This is a genomic window from Clostridia bacterium, assembly GCA_017438525.1.
GTDB lineage: Bacteria > Bacillota > Clostridia > Oscillospirales > RGIG8002 > RGIG8002.
The window spans coordinates 1-14,035 of the sequence record JAFRVI010000057.1; the positions used below are offsets into that span (position 1 = coordinate 1).

Below are 14,035 nucleotides of genomic sequence, written 5' to 3' on the forward strand. Positions count from 1 at the left end.
GCGATATCGCGTCAGCCGGCGTTGTGGCTTTCTCAATCGTCACGGCGCAAGGCGCCGATGACGTCACGTTTCATCAGAACGTGTAGGTGAAGGATCCGGCGACGATGTAATAGCCGGTCTCGCTGTCGAAGCTGGAGAGCGCGCCGAGAGTCGTATCCGTCTTATAGAGGCGGAGCTCGACCTTGACGGTCGTTCCGGCGAGAGCGTTGGTCCCGGAAACATCCTTGGCGCCGCAATCGAACGTCTTGACGAGATTGCAGAGCTCATCATAGGTGATCGAAACGCCCATACCGTCCTTCAGCAGACGGATCTCGGTGTCAGCCGCTGTCGCGGGGAGCACCTGACCGTACCAACCGGCACCGAAAGTGTCATACTGGCCCGCAACAAGCAGGGCATTCGCGGGGATGGCGTTGTCGGCACTAATGACGAAGTCGGCGTGATAACCGGCATAGTCGGGGTCGGCGGTGGCTTCGGTGGCAGCAAACTCATACGCCTTGTCGAGCTCGATGTCGTCAGCGATGATACCGCCGTTGTCGCTCACGTCGATCGTGCCGGGATTGATCGCGGTCACGGTCGCAACGGGAACTTCATCATACTCAGCGAGAGCGTCATACTGATTGTCGAAGCTGTCGGCCTCGTAGGTGTACTGCGTGGCGAGGATCTGCAGCGCGAAACTGGAGCCGATGGAAAGGCCCTGATACTCGTTGCCGGCGGTCTCCTGCATGTGCAGGGCGATGGTCGCAAAGTCGGACTCTCCGGCGAGCAGGTTGTCGTTGATATTGTACTGAGCGCCGCCGCCGATGACTTCGGCGAGAGTGCCGAGGCGGGTCAGACCGCCGAGGGTTCTGTCAGCAACAGCGACTTCGCTCGCAGCGTAGTAGACGTCGATGACGTCGGCGAGGATCGAAACGTCGCCGTTGGCAACAAGTCTCATGGTGTACTTGAGCGCGAGGTTGCCGGTGTTCATAACCTTGGCATTCGCGACTTCAGTGTAGCCGGGCTCCCAAAGGTCGTAATCGAACGCGGCTTTGGTGGCGTCTTCCTTGACGGAGACGTAATCAGTATCGCCCTTGGTCTTGATCAAGAGATCGATGCTGAGGTTGCCGGCGATGATCCTGTTATTGCCGGCAGTAACGCTATCGGTGAACCATGCAAAAGTGGTTCCGACAAGCATCGTGAAGCAAAGCATCAGAACCATGAAGCTGCTCAACAACGCTTTTTTTGTCTTCTTGGATTTAGTCATTGTTTTCCTCCTGTAAAAAGTTTATTCGTCAAAAGGGTCCGACGGGTCATGACCCCCGTCTTGCCGTTTGATGCTTTGGTTTGCGCGAGCGCAACGAGCACGCGCCGTGCGCCCGCGCGTTTAAGTGGTTGTTTCGCGCCCTAAATGGCCCTTCATCAGTCAAAAGTGTAAGTCGTGGTTCTGATCACGTGCGGGTTGTTGCTTTCGTCATACATGACGAGCTCGAGAGTTGCAACGAGATCAGTGACGGTATCGTCGAGTCTGGATATTCCGCAGTTGAAGACGCCGACTGTAGTGACAACATCTTCGTAAGAAATCACGAAGGGCTGGTTTCCGAACGCGGGCGCGATCCAGTCGTACATTATCGCAAGCTTTTCGCCCGCGGTGAGATCCTTGCCGATAATATCTCCAATCCAGTAGGGACCAAAGCTATCCATCTGCCCGGCGATGAAGATGTCGGTGGCCGCAACGTCCTTGTTGAAGGAGAGCAGGAAGTCTACGCGCCAATCTTTATACTCCTTCTCAGCTACCTCCGCGGCAGTCTCGTTCGCGGAGAAAGAAGCAGCCATATCGAGCTCGTTACAATGCACAGGCGGATTTGTTACAAAGCTGTCAATGCCATTTGTCGCGGGATTCGTGGGATCCGCGGAATCCACGGGCCAGCCTGTCGCCTCTATCTGCGCGGAAGTCAGGCTCGTGAGCGTGGCATCGGGAGTCGTAGCCGCCTGCTGGGATGCGCCGATGATGACCTTGAACTGAACAGCGGCGTTTTCCACGGTAGCGGTAGACTTGAGTTCGATCGCAAGCGCTACGACGATTTCCTCGCCGGCCGCCAGGACCTTGTTCTCAACGATCTTGCCGGCGTTCGCGGCGTCCATCTGCGTGGGAGTGCCCATAGCGACAAGCGACGTGACGGCAGCATCTACGCCCTCAGTCTTCTTGTAAATATTGAGCTCGGACTTAAGGGCAGCGGAGTTTTCAACGTCCGAAATCGCTCCGATGGTAACGTCGAGCGAAACGGGGAACGCGTTGTTGTTCTTTACGTGGATATAGCGCACGCCGTATTCACCCGGAATCCAGGTCACGTCATAAAGCTTCGACGAAGAAGTGAAACTCGTCCAATTATCGGCCCAGTTCTCTTTCCACTCCATAGCGACACTGACAGAGCCGGTCCTGATGAAGTTTGTATCGGATTCCACCTGCGCGGTGAACCACGCGAAGGTCATGCCGACGAGCATTACCAGACTCAGCACCATAACTCCGATGCTGACGTAAAGAGCGTGTTTCACGGATCTGTCGCCTTTGGCGCGCTTATTGGTTGTTGTTTTCATAGGTTGTTTTCCTCCTTTCTGCAAAAGTAGGGTTTATAAACGTTGTGTTGAAAGGGGGTTAGGCCGAAACCTGAGCAAGGTCGATAGTAAGGCCGAAGTTAGCTGCGAGATCCGTTGTTGGGGCCCCCGAAAGATCAGCGACCTTGAAGCCGATACCAACGTAGCGGGATTTGCCGGCGGGTACAGCTATAGAAGCAATGTTAGGAGTAGAAGCAGCTACAACAAGGTTTAACGTATTGTCGGTCGCGGCTATGAGTTGCGCGTCGGCGAAAGTAACCTCCGTGGCACCGGTAGTGTCGGCTGAAGTTGCGGTTTTGTATACCTTCAGATACTCGGCAAGAGTATTAGTTTCTCCAGAAGTATACGCAATACTAATATTCACAGTTACATCATAGCTATTGTTGTTGATGAGCTTGATGTACCTAACGACCTGGGAGCCAGACGTAAGGCCCGTTGTATCTGCATCTGTAGACTTGAAAATCGAATCTGCTTCTGTGAGTTCGGCATAACCGCTGTCAGCCGCGCTAGACCACTGAACCGCCACATCATACTTGCTCACGGTGATTACGTTGTTCGCGGAAGTCACAGTCTTCGAGAACAGCGCGTAGGTCACGCCGGTAAGCATCGCAACGCAGACAAGCATAGCGACAAGGCTTACCAAAATTGTTTTCTTGGTCTTGTTTTTCGTCATTTTGGTTTTCCTCCTTATATTTAATTATTATGACGATCTATTCTATACAGCAAAAGCTGTTAAGAACCCTCTTCACGGAGCTCCTCAGCCCCGGCTTCGGCGCCGCCGTCGACGGCGGGCTCCTCTTCGGCGGACGCGGCGGGTGAAGCGCCGACGTCGACGCCCTGCTCCCCGAGCTTCGCCTGAAGCTTGCGGAGCTCCTCGAGCATCCGCATCGTTTCGGTACGCTCATCCTCGAGCTGCTGACGCTCCGTTTCCATTTCTTCCTTCTGCTCGCGTCTGTATCTGCGGAACATGCGGATAACGTTGAATCCGTGATACATTATCAGCAGGATGAACGGCACGAAGATACATATCATATAGCCCGGCGGCGTCTTGATAAACGCGAAGAAGTCGCCGATGCCCGGTATGCGCCCAACGTATTTGCCGATTATGTATTGATACGAAACCGTCGAGCGGTCGTCCGAATTCGTCGTCGTACCATAGGTAACAAAAGCGGGACGGCCTTCCGCGTCGGTCGTGCGGCGGCGGATCTTGTGCGTGATCGTTTCGCCGTAGCTGGAACCGTCGCGAGAGATGAATGTAATTATATCGCCGGGCTTGAGCGTCTCCGGGTCTGTTTCTTTCGATATCACGACATCGCCCGCCTTGAAATCGGTCGCCGCCATCGAATCCGTCTGGACAACGAAGAACTTAAAACCGAATATGCCACGGTCGTTCTGATCGAAAACGGTCACCGAGAAGATTGTGAATACTACCATGCCTACGGCAAGCGCGACAATCAGAATAAGCAGTACTCTTCTGACAATCGCCGGCCATTTCTTTTTCGGGCACTCCTCGCTCTCGCGAAGATGCGCGCCGGAATCGTTTTTTTTTACGGTTTCGCTCATTTGTCGGCTCCGTCCGCTTCCGTTTCGCCTTCAGCCTCGGGGGATTCCGTTTCCGGTGCTTTTGCGGAAGTTTCTACATTATCTATATTTATACCGCTCGCGCGGAGCTGCTCCTGAAGCTCCTCGAGCTTGCGCATCATCTCGGCGGAACGCTTCTTCTCTTCTTCAACCTCGCTGCGCTCCTTCTCGAGGCTCTCGAGCTGTTCGCGCTTGTAGCGGCGGAATAGGATTATCAGCTTTACTCCGTTATAGAGGATGAGCAACGTCAGCGGCACGAATATGCAGGTGATGAAGCCCGGCGTAGTTTTGAGGAACAGGAAGAACGAGCCTATGCACGCGATGCGGCCTTTATACTGTCCTATCACGTATGGGTAAGTCACAACGGTCTCGTCGTCGGTGTCGGTCGTCGTGCCGTAGGTCACGAAGCCGGGGTTGCCTTCCGCGTCCGTGGTCAAGCGGCGGATCTTGTGGGTTATCGTTTCGCCGTAGCTCTCGCCGTTCTGCGAGATGAAGGCGATGATATCGCCTTCCTTCAGCTGCGCAAGGCCTTCGGAATCAAGCTTTTTGATTATCGCAACGTCGCCCGCTTTGAAGTCGGTTGCCGCCATCGAATTCGTCTTTACCGCGAATAAACGGTAGCCGAAAATGCCGCGGTCATTCTGATTGAAGGTCGTTACCGATATCAGCGTGAACACGATCATCGCTACCGAGAACACAACAAGCAGCCATATGAAGACTTTTTTCGTGATGTTGAGAGCTTTCTTCATAAAATTACCCCTTCAACGAAGCAAATGCGCTTGATTTCAAACTTAATCTAACACCAAAAGCCCGTGAATTTATTTGAGAAGTGCACGCTTAAACTCACGCGACGTAGACGTATTTATTAATTTTGGTTAAACAACATAATCAGTATTATGTTGTTTAATTTGCAGGATGGCGCGAAACAATCTACATAATAAAATAGTAGCGCGTTTCGATAGCAAGGCCATACCGAAACGGCGTAAACGCAATTCGCGGTAAATGTAAAAGACCGCCTGTACACGCCCGCGGCGGATCCCTTTTCGCGCGACCGGAGTCTGCGTGACGCTCCCGCGCCGGACCGCGGTCCGCGGCGCCGCTTTCGCCGAAAACACCGTCCGCGAACGGCTTTTTGCCTCGAAAAGCAAAAAAAGTCAGCTGAATTATTAATTTTTTTCCAAAAAACTCTTGCATTTTTCATTCGGAGCGTTTATAATAGCGTTTGATTGAATAGTCTATTATCGCCTTATGATAAGAAATTGTTGTCAGGCGGCGCGCGAAAACCGCGAAAGCGAGAGGTTTTCGCGACGACTGTTTGGTTTCACGGCAGAAGGCCTGCCGGGCGCCGTTCCGCGATCCGCGCGGACGAAGCTCTCTGAGGCGGCGCGCCGAAATTAAACAACATAATACTGATTATGTTGTTTAATGTTCGCGGCGGAGCGCGAGGGGATAATAAGCCTTCCCCTTGAGGAGAAGGTGGCGCGAAGCGCCGGATGAGGTGTAGCCGCCGTAGGCGGCGTCAAGGCGGATGAGGCGCAGCACATACGCGCACGGTTATTATTGAATAACACCTCATCAGTCTCGAAGGGCGTTGCCCTTCTCGACAGCTGTCTCGCCTGCGGGCTCGGTCAGGTCGCGGCTCTGACAGCCCACCGGGCTGTCATTCACTACCGCGCCCTCCGCTTCGCTACCCTCGAGGGGAAGCCGAATAGGTGTATAAAAGAGTGTCATGGCTCTTTTATATATTTTGCAAAATAAAGAATCTTAGGAGGAAAACATCATGACAAAGAAAAAGTCAACGAAGCGCGCTCTGATAAGCTCCCTGCTTATCCTTGCTATGTGCTTCACCATGCTGGCCGGTACCACTTTCGCGTGGTTTACCGACAGCGTAACCAGCAGCAACAACCGCATTCTTGCCGGTAAGCTGAAGGTCGATCTGGTTATGAACAGCGGCAATGGCTATGTTTCCATCGCTGACGGACAGGGCGATATCTTCAAGGAAGCGGCTACTGCCAACAACAGCACCGTTACCCTTTGGGAGCCCGGCAAAACTCAGATCGTCTACCTCGGCGTTGAGAACAAGGGCAACCTCGCTCTCAAGTACAACATCATTCTCAGCATAGCCGATCGCGGTCTTGCGGGAGCCCTTCAGTATGTTCTTGCTGATGGCGTTGAGTATAATAATGTTCAGGCCACTAAGTGGGATGACATTAAGGCCGATGCTGCTCCCGTTGTTGCGGGTACAATCACTGCCGCCCCCAATGGCAAACTCGATGTTGGCGAAACTGATTACTTCGCTCTCGCCGTCCATATGGACGAACTCGCGGGCAACGAGTATCAGGAAAAGGACGTCATTATTGATGTTGCCGTGGTTGCGACTCAGGCGACTGTTGAAGAAGACAGTTTTGGCAATCAGTATGATGCTCTTGCCGAATTCCCTGTCATCAAGGCGGCTGACACTTCTGCATTGAGAACCGCTATTGCTGATGCAGAAAACGGAGATATCATTACGGTTACCGGCGATATCGATGATTACATCGTTATTAATACTGATAAGGAAATCACCATTGACCTCGGTGGTAACACGATAACCGGTGATTCCGACGGTGCCTTCTTTGTTTATGACGGTACTGTTACTCTGAAGAACGGCACAATCGACGCCGATTATTTCGGAATCCTTGTCGCGGGTGCAACAACCGATAAGAACCCCCATGTAATTATCGGCGAAGGCGTTACTGTTAAAGGCGACTACCCCATTTTTGTGAGAAAGTCCTATGGCACGAACACCGAAGCTGAAGGAAACGCTACAGTTGATATTTACGGCAAGGTTGAAGGTATACTCTTTGTCGATGGCAATATGAAGACCGGCGACACCGTCATTAATATCTATGGCGAAATCGAAAATGATGACGTTGCGGTTGCTCTGAATGGTAAAGCTACTGTTAACGTTAAAGAAGGCGCCAAGATTACCGGCACCACCGGTATCGAAGTCCGCGCTGGTAAGCTGACAGTTGAAGGCGGTACCATCACTGGTACTGCGCAGCCCTCCAGCAACCATTACAATGGTAGCGGAACGTCTACCGCAGGCGCTGGCGTTGGTGTTTCTTATTACGGAAACGCGACTATCGATGTGAGTATCACTAATGGTAACATCAGCGGTTATACTCCTCTGTACATTGTCAACCCGAATGGCACTGACTACACTGGTAAGGTTAAGGTCAGCGTAACCGGTGGTACGTTCAACATCATAAATGGCGGCGCACAGAAGTTCTATGTTGCTCCTGAGTGCACCGGCATTGATTACAGCAACATTTATGCGTAATCACCCCCGCGTGACAACACGCACAGCTAACTAAGCTTATTGCCGCCCGTTTGCGAACGGGCGGCGGTAGAAGGACACGACGCAGGTTGCGTCCTTCTACCGCCGGAAAGGCGACCACAGAGCGTTGAACACCTCCATCAGACGAGGGAGGTGGCATCCGAGGCGAAGCCGAGGATGACGGAGGGAGTGAAAGGCCTCTCCTTCAACACTCCGTTCGCGAAAGAGGCAGGGTTTTCCCTCCCTCAGTCTCGAATGGCGTTGCCCTTCTCGACAGCTCCCTCGTCTGAGGGAGCTCCACCGCCGGAAAGGCGGAAAGGTTACATATTTATAAATCATAAGAGGCGCATATCGCCGCTTTTGATCCGAAATGTTAATTACCCCCCAAAACACAAAGGAGGAGACACAATGAAAAAACAGAAATCAGCCAAGCGTGCGTTTCTGAGCAGCTTCCTGTCGTTCGTGCTGTGCTTCACGATGTTCGCCGGCACCACCTACGCGTGGTATAACGACAGCGTCACCAGCGGCAGAAACAAGATCGTCTCCGGCAGCTTGGAAATGGTGATTGAGAAGTACACCGGCGAAAATGACGGCGGTTTCTCCAATGAGGACAATTGGGTAACCGTGACCGATCAGACCAAGATTTTCAACGAGACTGCCGGCGCGCTTACCTTCGAGCCCGGCGCGGTACAGGTCGCGTACGTCCGCGTTAAGAACGAGGGCGATCTCGCGTTCAAGTACAGTCTCGCCGCGAAGGTTTATGAAGAGAAGGAAGGAACCAATCAGGTCGGAGTTACCTATAAGCTCTCCAATTACCTGAAGTTCGGTCAGGCGCAGAACGTTACCGCTCCTTTCGCCACCCGCGAAGACGCGATTAGCGCTATCGGCACCGCCGGTAAGATCTCTGATACCGAGCTGGTTCCCACCGCGAATCTGCAGAAGAAAACTACCTCCGGCGTTATCGCGCTCGTTATTTATCTGCCGAGCAATACCGGCAATGAAGCAAACCCGCTGCCGAACGCGAAGCCCGAGATCAGCTTCGGCCTGAACGCCCTTGCGACTCAGTTCACCGTCGAGAGCGACAGCTTCAGCAACACTTACGACGCCCTCTCCGAGTTCCCCGGACAGGCGATTTCCAACGCGACTGTTCCCGCGACCGGTGAAACGGTCATCACTGCTGGCGAAAACACCGCCACGGTTCCCGCCGGTTCCGAAAATGCCGCTCCCGGCGACGTCCTGACGCTTACCGTCACGCCCACGAGCACCGACGCCTCCGTGGTTATCAATAACAGCAACAACGCGATAACCTACGACGTTTCCCTCGTGAATCAGAACGGGCAGAAGGTCTCGAGCTCGACCGGCATCACTGTCGAAATGAAAATCGGTCAGGTCGATATTCAGGGATTCTATCACAACTCGACCGCGCTTACCGAGGTCGATGATATCGCCGATCTTGCGCTGAATAAGTATTACTACGATCCCGTTGAAGGAGTCATCACCTTCATCACCGATTCCTTCAGTCCCTTCACCGCCGAGATTAAGTATTCCGGCGGCTTCGGCGACGAGGATTATCCTTATCTCATCTCGAGCGCGAAGGACTTCCGCGCCATTGCGAACGATTATGAGTATGACGCCGATTGGGAGCAGAGCCTGAATGAGTATTGCTACAAGCTTACAAGCGACATCACGATTGAAAACTGGTGCATGAACGTCATCTACGTAATGAAGGGCGAATTTGCTCACGACTCTTATTCGGGCGTTTACTTCGGCGTTTTCGACGGCGGCAATCATACCATCCGTTTCAACTGGAACGATGATTCAGCGATGCCTGAGACTTCAGCCATCGCGCTGTTCGGCGAAGTCTGCAACGGCACGATTAAGAATCTGAAGGTCGACTGCAATATCGTGACCGGCCTCGATACCGGCGTTCTGTCGTCATATACCTACTACGGCGCACAGTTCGATAACGTCACCGTTTCCGGTACGATTCGCTCTAAGTCCGGCAATATCGGCGGAATTACAGTTGCTGCATGGGAAACGAAATCAAACTACCACTCGCTGTTCAAAGACTGCACCGTGAGCGCGGATATTTACTGGGAGCCGTGCAATAAAGGAGCCGGATACCTGTATGTCGCTCCGTTCATCGGGCAGCTGGTCGGCGGCACTTATCTCTCCTTTGATAACTGCGTCAGCAGCGGTACGCTGAATATTCCGTATAACAGCACCGTCAGCGATATTTACACCGGTACTCTTTACGCCAGGAATCCGGGTTACGCCGACGTTCCGGAAGCCAACCTGATAAATATGGAAGGCAAGGTCGGCGACGCCGCCTTCGCGGCCATCAGCAATATTTACGAGGGATACACTATTCACATGGACAGATAAGGCGAATAGAAGCTATCGCCCGTAAAGCTAAATCATCGAAAGAGCGCACGCCAAACGCGTGCGCTCTTTTACCGTGCTTTTTCAGAAATCGGTTTTTTATAATTCAAAGCCGCGCGCGAGGGGCGCACGGCGGGGTTACGCCTCCCCTGTGCAAGGGGAGGTGGATCGCCGAGGTGAAAGCGAGGCGAGACGGAGGGGTTGTGCAATCACAGGTTCGCTTTGAGGAAACCAACAACCCCTCAGTCATTTTGCTCCGCAAAAATGACAGCTTTCTCGCCTGCGGGCTCGGTCAGAAACGCGGCTCTGACAGTCCACTGGACTGTCATTCACTGCCGCGTTTCTCGCTCCGCTACCTTGCACAGGGGAGCCTTCAGAGGTCCAGTATCGTGCCGGTGGTGATGAGCGTGATGGCGCGGCCGAGCTTTCGCGCGTAGCGCAGGGTGTAATACGTGCCGCCGGAGTCGGCGCCGTTGTAGACGCCGATGACGTAAGCCGAGTTTTCCACCATGAAGCGGTCGCGGTCGTGGTTGCACCACGGGGTGTATTTCTCCGAAACGGTCACCACCGCGTCGCACTGCTCCAGCAGCGCTTCGTAACGCTGCTTCGCCTCGCCCGACGCCTTCGACATCTGCGCCGGACTCGGACGCGCCGCGATCAGCCGCAGCGGAGTTCCCTCTCCGCGCAGGCGGGCGCATATCTCCCCCGCCCACGTGTCGATCCCCTGCGCCATGCCGGTGATGAAGACGTCCACGCCGAGCGCGGCGTGCCGCAGGATCTCTTCGCGCAGGCGCGCCTTGACGCGCACAGCCTCCGCGCTGTCCTCCACGAAGCCGAGCGCCGCCGGGCGGTGCCCCGTGAAGCAGCAGGTGCGCTCCGGCAGGAGCGTCAGCCCTTCGGGCATCGCGTACGGCTTTTTTGCGCTTGAAATATGAATATCGTTCATATTATATCTTCTCTATCGGGGCGAAGTTCGCCATTATCTTCTTTTTGCCGACCGTGAAATTGACCTCGAGCAGCGTGTCGTTGCCCATCGGGATCGCGGAGACGACCGTGCCTTCGCCGAAGGCCGCGTGCTTCACGCGGTCGCCGACGGAGAAGGTCTTCCCCGCCTTCGGCGCGGAGGCGGAAGCCGAGGGACGCGGCGGGCGTCCCGCGGGCGGGCGCTTGGGCGCGTAGGTCGAGCGCGCGACGCCGAAGAAGTCGCCGAAGTCGGCTTTCACCGTGCGTTTCGGGAGGGTATCGGTCTTCTCGACGTATTCGCGCGGCAGCTCCTCGAGGAAGCGGGACGGCCTCTTGAAGCGCGTCGCGCCGTAGAGCAGGCGCTGCTCGGCGCGGGTCAGGTAGAGCTTCTCCCGCGCGCGTGTGACGCCGACGTACATAAGGCGGCGCTCCTCCTCGATCTCGCCGTCGTCGTATGAGCGCATCGACGGGAAGAGCTCCTCCTCGAGGCCGGTTATGAAGACGACGTTGAACTCCAGCCCCTTGGCGTTGTGCAGCGTCATGAGCACGACGGCGTCGGCGTTTTTGTCGTAGTCGTCGATGTCGGTGACGAGGGACATATCCTCGAGGAAGCCGGTAAGCGTCGCTTCTTCGCCGGCGGCGGTCTTGTCGTTTTTGTAGCGGATGAGCATCGAGCCGAGCTCGAGGACGTTATCCGCGCGGTCGAGTCCGTCGCGGTCGCGCTCCGCCGCGAGCATCGCCATATAGCCGCTCTTCTCCGCGACGGTCTTGACGATATCCTCGAAGGGCGCGTTCAGCGCCGCGTCGGTAAGCTCGTCCAGCAGCGCGCAGAACTCCGCGAGCTTCGCCTTCGACCGCTCGAGGTCGGGGTAGTTCTCCGCTTCGCGTATTACGTTTATGATGGGCTCGCCCAGCCCCGCGGCGATGCGTTCGGCGGCTTCCACCGTCGTGTCGCCGATGCCGCGCTTGGGCAGGTTGATTATGCGCTTAAGGCGCAGGTCGTCGCTCGGGTTGGCTATTACGCAGAGGTAGGAAATCACGTCTTTTATCTCGCGGCGCTCGAAGAAGCGCGTGCCGCCGATGACGCGGTTGGGGATCTTGAAGTAGTTTAAGCTCTGCTCGATCTGCGCCGCCTGCGCGTTCGTGCGGTAGAGCACCGCGCAGTCGGAAAGCTTGCCGCCCTCGCGCTGATGCTTCAGGATGCACGCCGCGACGTAGTCGCCTTCGCCGCGCTCGTCCGCGCAGGTGCAGAGCGTGATCTTTTCGCCGAGCGGCTTCTCGGTCCAGAGGTTTTTGCCCTTGCGCTCGAGGTTGTTCGCGATGACGGCGTTCGCCGCCGCGAGGATGTTGCCCGTCGAGCGGTAGTTCTGCTCGAGGCGTATGGTGACGGCTTCGGGGTAGTATTTCTCGAAGTCGAGTATGTTGCGGATCGTCGCTCCGCGGAATTTGTAGATGCTCTGGTCGTCGTCGCCGACGACGCAGACGCTGCGCGTTTCCTTCGTCAGCAGATAGACGAGCAGGAACTGCGCGGCGTTGGTGTCCTGATACTCGTCGACGAGGACGAAGCGGAACTTTTCGCGCCAGTACGCCAGGCGGTCCGGGAACTCGCGGAAGAGCTTCACGGTAAGGTTGATGATGTCGTCGAAGTCGACGGCGTTGGCTTTTTTCAGCGTTTCGGCGTAGCGGGCGTAGATCTTCGCGACGCTCTCGAGGAAGACGTCGCCGGTCGCGTCCTTCGCGTATTCGTCGGCGCCGATGAAGGCGGACTTCGCCGCGGAGATGCGCGCCGCGACCGCGGCGGGCTTGTAGTAGTCGCCGTCGAGCCCGAGGGACTTCACGGCTTCTTTTATCACGCGCTTGGTGTCGTCCGCGTCGTAGATGGTGAAGGCGCTCGAGTAGCCGAGCGCTTCGATCTCGCGGCGCAGGATGCGCACGCATGCCGAGTGGAAGGTGGACGCCCAGACGTCCTGCGCGGCGTCGGCGCCGCAGGAGAGCGCGATGCGCTCCTTCAGCTCGTTCGCCGCCTTGTTGGTGAAGGTTATCGCCAGCACCTGCCACGGCTTCGGCGCGTCGACGGAGAGCATCCGGCGCAGGCGCTCGGAAAGCGGCGCTTTCAGCTTCAGCGCGGCTTCCAGCTCCGCGACGTCGTCCGCGGTCGGGTCGAAGCAGACTTCGTCGCTGTTATAGGCGTCGCCGAAGCGCAGCAGGCAGGCGATCTTTTCGACTATGACGGTCGTTTTGCCGCTGCCGGCTCCCGCGAGGATGAGAAGCGGGCTGCCCGAAGCGAGCACCGCTTTGCGCTGCATGGCGTTGAGGCGTTCGTATTCGGATTCGATGTACTCCCTGCGCAGCCGCAGGAAATCGGTCTTTACGCTCATTGTTTCTTCCTTTATATTTCGTACACGCGCGAGGGCCCGTACTGCCCCGCCGCTTCGAGCGTGCAGTCTTCGCCTACGCGTACGCCGCCCGCGGCGAGGATGCCGCCGACGGTGGTGACCGCGAGCTCGGGCGTGTTGTTCTCTTCGCTCAGGTGCGCGAGGACGAAGTGCTCAGCGCCGCTCGCCGCGAAGGCGCGGCAGGAGCAGGCGCACTCGGTGTTTGACAGGTGGCCGCGGCTGCTGAGGATGCGGTCTTTCAGATACGCCGGGTACGGGCCGTTGATGAGCATTTCCTCGTCGTGGTTGGATTCTATGTAGACAAGGCGGCAGCCGGCGATCGCCTCAGAAGCCTCCTTCGTCATCCTGCCGGTGTCGGTGCAGACCGCGAGGCGCGTTTTGCCGTCGGAAACAACGTAGCCGACGCTTTCGGCGGCATCGTGGGACGTGCGGAAGGAGCACAGCGAGAGCGCGCCCATATCCGCCTCCCTGCCCGTCGGCAGCTCGTAGAAGGCGCAGCCGTCCGAAGCGGCGCGCAAGTTCAGCGCGTTTATCGTGTTCATATTCGCGAAGACCGGCGCCTTGACGGCGCGGATGACGTAAGGCAGGCATTTGACATGATCGGAGTGCTCGTGCGTGATGAAGACGCCCTTCACCGCGGCGGGCGCAATGCCGAAGCCGTGCAGCACTTCGGCTACGCGGCGGGACGGAACTCCCGCGTCTATGAGGACGGCGGTTCCGCCGCTTTCGACGCATATGCAATTGCCTTTGCTTCCGGATGCGATGCTGAAAAACCGCAAGGCGCTCACTTCTCCTTTTATCG

10 protein-coding genes are annotated in these 14,035 nt (G+C 56.1%); 2 read left to right on the plus strand and 8 right to left on the minus strand.

What is annotated here, in order from left to right; all coding sequences use genetic code 11:
• Window positions 1-73: 73 nt before the first annotated feature.
• From IJL83_05720 to IJL83_05740, 5 genes are all read right to left on the minus strand, one after another.
• Window positions 74-1,243, minus strand: a complete 1,170-nt coding sequence (locus tag IJL83_05720) for a hypothetical protein (protein ID MBQ6553094.1) — start codon at window positions 1,241-1,243, stop codon at window positions 74-76.
• Between the two features lie 155 nt (window positions 1,244-1,398).
• A complete protein-coding gene (locus IJL83_05725) occupies window positions 1,399-2,574 on the minus strand; it encodes a hypothetical protein (protein ID MBQ6553095.1) in 1,176 nt (391 codons plus the stop codon).
• Between the two features lie 58 nt (window positions 2,575-2,632).
• Window positions 2,633-3,265, minus strand: a complete 633-nt coding sequence (locus tag IJL83_05730) for a hypothetical protein (protein MBQ6553096.1) — start codon at window positions 3,263-3,265, stop codon at window positions 2,633-2,635.
• A 59-nt stretch (window positions 3,266-3,324) separates the two neighbouring features.
• On the minus strand, window positions 3,325-4,155 hold the full coding sequence (locus IJL83_05735; GenBank protein ID MBQ6553097.1) for a signal peptidase I: 831 nt from the start codon (window positions 4,153-4,155) through the stop codon (window positions 3,325-3,327).
• A complete protein-coding gene (locus tag IJL83_05740; GenBank protein ID MBQ6553098.1) occupies window positions 4,152-4,922 on the minus strand; it encodes a S24/S26 family peptidase in 771 nt (256 codons plus the stop codon). Before IJL83_05740 ends, IJL83_05735 begins: the two co-directional genes overlap by 4 nt.
• A 1,031-nt stretch (window positions 4,923-5,953) precedes the next feature.
• Between IJL83_05740 and IJL83_05745 the strand changes: the two genes are divergently transcribed.
• On the plus strand, window positions 5,954-7,495 hold the full coding sequence (locus tag IJL83_05745; GenBank protein ID MBQ6553099.1) for a hypothetical protein: 1,542 nt from the start codon (window positions 5,954-5,956) through the stop codon (window positions 7,493-7,495).
• A gap of 405 nt (window positions 7,496-7,900) precedes the next feature.
• Window positions 7,901-9,877 carry a hypothetical protein gene (locus IJL83_05750; GenBank protein MBQ6553100.1) on the plus strand — a complete coding sequence of 659 codons (1,977 nt, stop codon included), beginning with the start codon at window positions 7,901-7,903 and terminating at the stop codon, window positions 9,875-9,877.
• A gap of 370 nt (window positions 9,878-10,247) precedes the next feature.
• Here the strand turns inward: IJL83_05750 and IJL83_05755 are convergent, their stop codons facing one another.
• Genes IJL83_05755 through IJL83_05765 form a run of 3 tightly spaced genes read right to left on the minus strand, consistent with a single transcriptional unit; the run spans window position 10,248 to window position 14,012 of the window.
• Window positions 10,248-10,820: a DUF1273 family protein gene (locus IJL83_05755; GenBank protein ID MBQ6553101.1), complete on the minus strand. Its 573-nt coding sequence runs from the start codon at window positions 10,818-10,820 to the stop codon at window positions 10,248-10,250.
• 1 nt (window position 10,821) lies between these two features.
• A complete protein-coding gene (locus tag IJL83_05760) occupies window positions 10,822-13,215 on the minus strand; it encodes a UvrD-helicase domain-containing protein (protein MBQ6553102.1) in 2,394 nt (797 codons plus the stop codon).
• 11 nt (window positions 13,216-13,226) lie between these two features.
• Entirely contained in the window at window positions 13,227-14,012 is a 786-nt protein-coding gene (locus tag IJL83_05765) for an MBL fold metallo-hydrolase (GenBank protein ID MBQ6553103.1), read from the minus strand.
• Window positions 14,013-14,035 lie beyond the last annotated feature (23 nt).

Coding starts and splice junctions, on each gene's coding strand:
- IJL83_05740 (MBQ6553098.1), bottom strand. CDS start 4,922: ATGAAGAAAGCTCTCAACATCACGAAAAAAGTCTTCATATGGCTGCTT.
- IJL83_05720 (MBQ6553094.1), bottom strand. CDS start 1,243: ATGACTAAATCCAAGAAGACAAAAAAAGCGTTGTTGAGCAGCTTCATG.
- IJL83_05730 (MBQ6553096.1), bottom strand. CDS start 3,265: ATGACGAAAAACAAGACCAAGAAAACAATTTTGGTAAGCCTTGTCGCT.
- IJL83_05750 (MBQ6553100.1), top strand. CDS start 7,901: ATGAAAAAACAGAAATCAGCCAAGCGTGCGTTTCTGAGCAGCTTCCTG.
- IJL83_05755 (MBQ6553101.1), bottom strand. CDS start 10,820: ATGAACGATATTCATATTTCAAGCGCAAAAAAGCCGTACGCGATGCCC.
- IJL83_05760 (MBQ6553102.1), bottom strand. CDS start 13,215: ATGAGCGTAAAGACCGATTTCCTGCGGCTGCGCAGGGAGTACATCGAA.
- IJL83_05735 (MBQ6553097.1), bottom strand. CDS start 4,155: ATGAGCGAAACCGTAAAAAAAAACGATTCCGGCGCGCATCTTCGCGAG.
- IJL83_05745 (MBQ6553099.1), top strand. CDS start 5,954: ATGACAAAGAAAAAGTCAACGAAGCGCGCTCTGATAAGCTCCCTGCTT.
- IJL83_05725 (MBQ6553095.1), bottom strand. CDS start 2,574: ATGAAAACAACAACCAATAAGCGCGCCAAAGGCGACAGATCCGTGAAA.